Origin of the sequence: Anaerobiospirillum sp. NML120449 (genome assembly GCF_023051105.1) — a bacterium.
GTDB lineage: Bacteria > Pseudomonadota > Gammaproteobacteria > Enterobacterales > Succinivibrionaceae > Anaerobiospirillum.
Map to the genome: position 1 here is coordinate 1 of NZ_JALKIL010000079.1, position 4,256 is coordinate 4,256.

At 47.3% G+C, this 4,256-nt stretch carries 3 protein-coding genes and 1 pseudogene; all 4 read right to left on the reverse strand.

The annotated features are described in order from the left end of the window. Positions 1 to 303 precede the first annotated feature (303 nt). On the reverse strand, positions 304 to 1,233 hold the full coding sequence (locus MXE41_RS12745) for a flagellin (RefSeq protein WP_247100835.1): 930 nt from the start codon (positions 1,231 to 1,233) through the stop codon (positions 304 to 306). 395 nt (positions 1,234 to 1,628) lie between these two features. Next, positions 1,629 to 2,528, reverse strand: coding sequence for a flagellin (locus tag MXE41_RS12750; RefSeq protein ID WP_247100836.1), 900 nt, complete (start codon positions 2,526 to 2,528; stop codon positions 1,629 to 1,631). A gap of 33 nt (positions 2,529 to 2,561) precedes the next feature. Then, complete coding sequence (locus MXE41_RS12755) at positions 2,562 to 3,467, reverse strand: flagellin (RefSeq protein ID WP_247100838.1); 906 nt, start codon at positions 3,465 to 3,467, stop codon at positions 2,562 to 2,564. Positions 3,468 to 3,855: 388 nt separating this feature from the next. Next, positions 3,856 to 4,059 (reverse strand): annotated as a pseudogene (locus tag MXE41_RS12760) (flagellin); the annotation flags it as partial. Positions 4,060 to 4,256: the final 197 nt, after the last annotated feature.

Sequence of the window (4,256 nt, forward strand, 5' to 3'; positions counted from 1 at the left end):
AGACTACCATAATGACCCCATGCCAATAGTCCAAAAAACTACACTATATTGACATCATAGTTATCCTATACATATTTACCAATTTCTATTCAATTTACTTAAAACATCAAGATTGTCTGTCTATATGAAACATTTGCGTAAACAGGTTGTATGGATCCTGGCGAATTCCGTGCGTATCAGCTCTTAATATAGCAGGTAGCAAAAGGTAAGAATAAAAAAATGCGAAAAGGGTCTGACTGAAAATCAGTCAGACCCTTTTTCTAAGACAGATAAGGTGACCTTAAAACTGTCTGATTGGCTACATTAGCCCAGCAGGGACAGGCCAAGCTGTGGACGAGTGTTAGCCTGCATGAGCATGGAGGTAGCAGCCTGCTGAATGATGGACTGCTGGCTCAGGTTGGCAGACTCTTCGGCGAAGTCGGCGTCACGAATGCGGCTACGGGCATCAGCCTGGTTGGCAGAAACATTAGCCTGGTTGCGGATTGAGCTCTCTAACCTGTTCTGTATTGCACCTAGGTCAGCGCGCTGGCCGTCAACCTTGGCAATAACCTTGTCAATCTCAGCAATAAGAGCACTGGCATCGTCAGCTGTAGCAAGCTTGAAGCCTGTTGCCTTATCCCAGGTATTGCCACCACCAGCTGGTGGCTGAGGTGGCTGTTGACCACCGCCGCCGCCGGCAAACAGCTTGGACATGATGGTAGTCTGTACTGAGAATTCGATGGTGTCGCCCTTATTGGCGCCAACCTGTAAGGTCAGCTTACCTGTATCGGCATTATTATTACCATTTTTACCGTAAATGGAGGTGTCATTGGCACCGTCAAGCACGGTCTTGCCACCGAACTTGGTCTGCTGAGCAATACGGGTGATTTCAAAGCCCAGAGCGTCAGCCTCTTTCTTCAGAGCAGCGCGGTCTTCGGCAGTGTTAGTGCCGTTAGCAGCCTGAACAGCCAGGGTACGAACCTTCTGCAGCATAGAAGTAGTTTCGTCCATGGCGCCTTCGATAGTCTGAGCAAGAGCAATACCGTCGGAGGCATTGCGGTTGCCCTGATTCAGGCCGTTAATCTGAGTAGTTAATCGTGATGAAATCTGCAGACCAGCCGCATCGTCCTTCGCACTGTTGATTCTCATACCTGAGCTCAGGCGTTGGTACGTAGTGGTCAGCTGAGTCTGTACGTTATTTAAATATCTGCGTCCGTTAAGGGAGCTGACATTGGTATTGACGTAAACTGCCATTTATTTTTGTCTCTCTCACACGTAAACGTTTACACCTTGACAGACCTGAAGTCCATGGAAAGATGCAAAGGTTGTTCGTTCTCACCAACATAACGGCACGAAAACCATCACCTGCACGATAAAGAAAATTATGATATCTATAAATAAAGTGTAAATAAATAGATACAACCAATCTAGTAATATAAATATGTAAACACCGCTAAATTATAGCGTTGCATACAAACATTTGCGTAAACAGGTTGTATTGATCCTGGCAAATTCCATGCGTATCAGCTCTTAATATAGCAGGTAGAAAAAAGTAAGAATAAAAAATGCGAAAAGGGTCTAACTGAAAATCAGTCAGACCCTTTTTCTAAGACAGATAAGGTGACCTTAAAACTGTCTGATTGGCTACATTAGCCCAGCAGGGACAGGCCCAGCTGTGGACGAGTGTTAGCCTGCATGAGCATGGAGGTAGCAGCCTGCTGAATGATGGACTGCTGGCTCAGGTTGGCAGACTCTTCGGCGAAGTCAGCGTCACGAATGCGGCTACGGGCGTCTGCCTGGTTGGCAGAAACATTAGCCTGGTTGCGAATTGAACTCTCTAACCTGTTTTGTATTGCACCTAGTCCAGCGCGCTGACCATCAACCTTGGCAATTACTGAATCAATTTCAGCAATTAGCTTGCTGGCATCGTCGGCAGTAGCCAAGGTAAAACCTGCAGCCTTATCCCAAAGAGCTTTACCACCTTGGGCTGCCACAAACAGCTTAGACATGATAGTTGTCTGAACTTCAAAGTCGATAGTATCTCCTTTGTTGGCACCAACCTGCAGGGTGAGTTTGCCTACAGAAGAGACGTTACCGCCGTTTTTGCCGTAAATAGCAGAAGTATTTGCACCATCAAGTACAGTCATGCCGCCGAACTTGGTCTGACGGGCAATACGGGTAATCTCATTACCAAGAGCATCAGCCTCTTTCTTCAGCGCTGCTCGGTCCTCGGCAGTGTTGGTGCCGTTTGCGGCCTGAACAGCCAGGGTGCGGATCTTCTGCAGCATGGAGGTGGTTTCATCCATGGCGCCTTCGATGGTCTGAGCAAGGGCAATACCGTCGGAGGCGTTGCGGTTACCCTGATTCAGGCCATTAATCTGAGTGGTTAAGCGGGATGAAATCTGCAGACCAGCAGCGTCGTCCTTGGCACTGTTGATTCTCATGCCGGACGAGAGTCTCTGGTACGTAGTGGTCAGCTGAGTTTGTACGTTATTGAGGTATCTGCGTCCGTTTAAGGAGCTGACGTTTGTATTTACATAAACTGCCATTCTCTTTTCTCCTGAATGTTTCCGTGATTCAGATTAGCCCAGCAGGGACAGACCAAGCTGTGGACGGGTATTGGCCTGCATGAGCATTGAGGTGGCAGCCTGCTGAATGATGGACTGCTGGCTCAGGTTGGCAGACTCTTCGGCGAAGTCTGCGTCACGAATACGTGAGCGGGCGTCAGCCTGGTTGGCAGAAACATTAGCCTGGTTGCGAATTGAACTCTCCAATCTGTTCTGGATAGCACCTAGTCCAGCACGCTGACCATCAACCTTGGCGATAACAGCATCTACCTCAGCAATGAGCTTACTGGCCTCATCGGCTGTACCCATAGCAAAGCCATTGGTCTTATCCCATACAGCTGCATTACCACCACCTTGAGCGGCTACGAACAGCTTGGACATAATGGTGGTCTGTACCTCAAAGTCGATAGTATCACCCTTATTGGCGCCAACCTGTAATGTCATTTTGCCGCTGTCTGCATTACCGCCTGCTGGCTTGCCGTAGATAGAGGTGTCGTTTGCGCCGTCCAGTACAGTCTTACCGCCGAAAGTGGTCTGCTGAGCAATACGGGTAATTTCACGACCAAGGGAATCAGCCTCTTTCTTAAGGGCGGCGCGGTCCTCAGCAGTGTTGGTACCGTTGGCAGACTGAACAGCCAGAGTGCGGATCTTCTGCAGCATGGAAGTGGTCTCATCCATGGCTCCCTCGATGGTCTGAGCAAGGGCAATACCGTCGGAGGCATTGCGGTTACCCTGGTTAAGACCGTTAATCTGAGTTGTCAGACGGCTGCTGATCTGTAAACCTGCTGCATCGTCTTTGGCACTGTTAATTCTCATGCCAGACGAGAGTCTCTGGTACGTAGTAGTGAGCTGATTCTGTACGTTGTTAAGGTATCTGCGTCCGTTTAAGGAGCTGACATTTGTATTTACATAAACTGCCATTGTCTTCTCTCCAGAAAGCGCCGTAATTGTCGAATCGGGCTTCCATTTATCGCTTATGTGTCTAAATTAATTCTCAAGCTCAGTAACGGTATAGAGAATGTTAATTGCTCATAGCTACAAACCGCGATTCAACCGTACCTGTAGAAACAAAATAGATACATAGTGCTCTTTGTAAAAATCTGTGTAATGACTGCCAATATAAATAACAATATTTGAATATATTGTGTAAACGCAGGGGGTATGCAAAGACCAAGGAGTGCAATCTGGGCACTAAATCTCATTGACTGAATAGTGTTCTTTTCCCTTAAATGCAAAGAGCCCGACTGCAAATCAGCCAGGCTCTTGCATTGGTCAGCTATGCTGACAAGGAATGGCTTTGTGAGCGTTATTAGCCCAGCAGGGACAGACCCAGCTGTGGACGAGTGTTAGCCTGCATGAGCATGGAGGTAGCAGCCTGCTGAATGATGGACTGCTGGCTCAGGTTGGCAGACTCTTCGGCGAAGTCAGCATCACGAATGCGGCTACGGGCATCAGCCTGGTTGGCAGAAACATTAGCCTGGTTGCGGATTGAACTCTCTAGCCTGTTTTGTATCATAGCCACACATCAAAAAAAGCAAAATTTGCTTAATTAAAGCCTCAAAAGTAGTATCTAGTTTTGAGGTTTTTTAAACTGAAAATGATGTATCTATGGAGTGATAAAAAATAGCGAAAAATCGCTAGCAAATACAACTCAAAAATGATAGAATAGGGGATCCGTTTAAATTTCTATGTAAATGGAGTTATCCCCTA

Coding starts and splice junctions, on each gene's coding strand:
- MXE41_RS12745 (WP_247100835.1), bottom strand. CDS start 1,233: ATGGCAGTTTACGTCAATACCAATGTCAGCTCCCTTAACGGACGCAGA.
- MXE41_RS12750 (WP_247100836.1), bottom strand. CDS start 2,528: ATGGCAGTTTATGTAAATACAAACGTCAGCTCCTTAAACGGACGCAGA.
- MXE41_RS12755 (WP_247100838.1), bottom strand. CDS start 3,467: ATGGCAGTTTATGTAAATACAAATGTCAGCTCCTTAAACGGACGCAGA.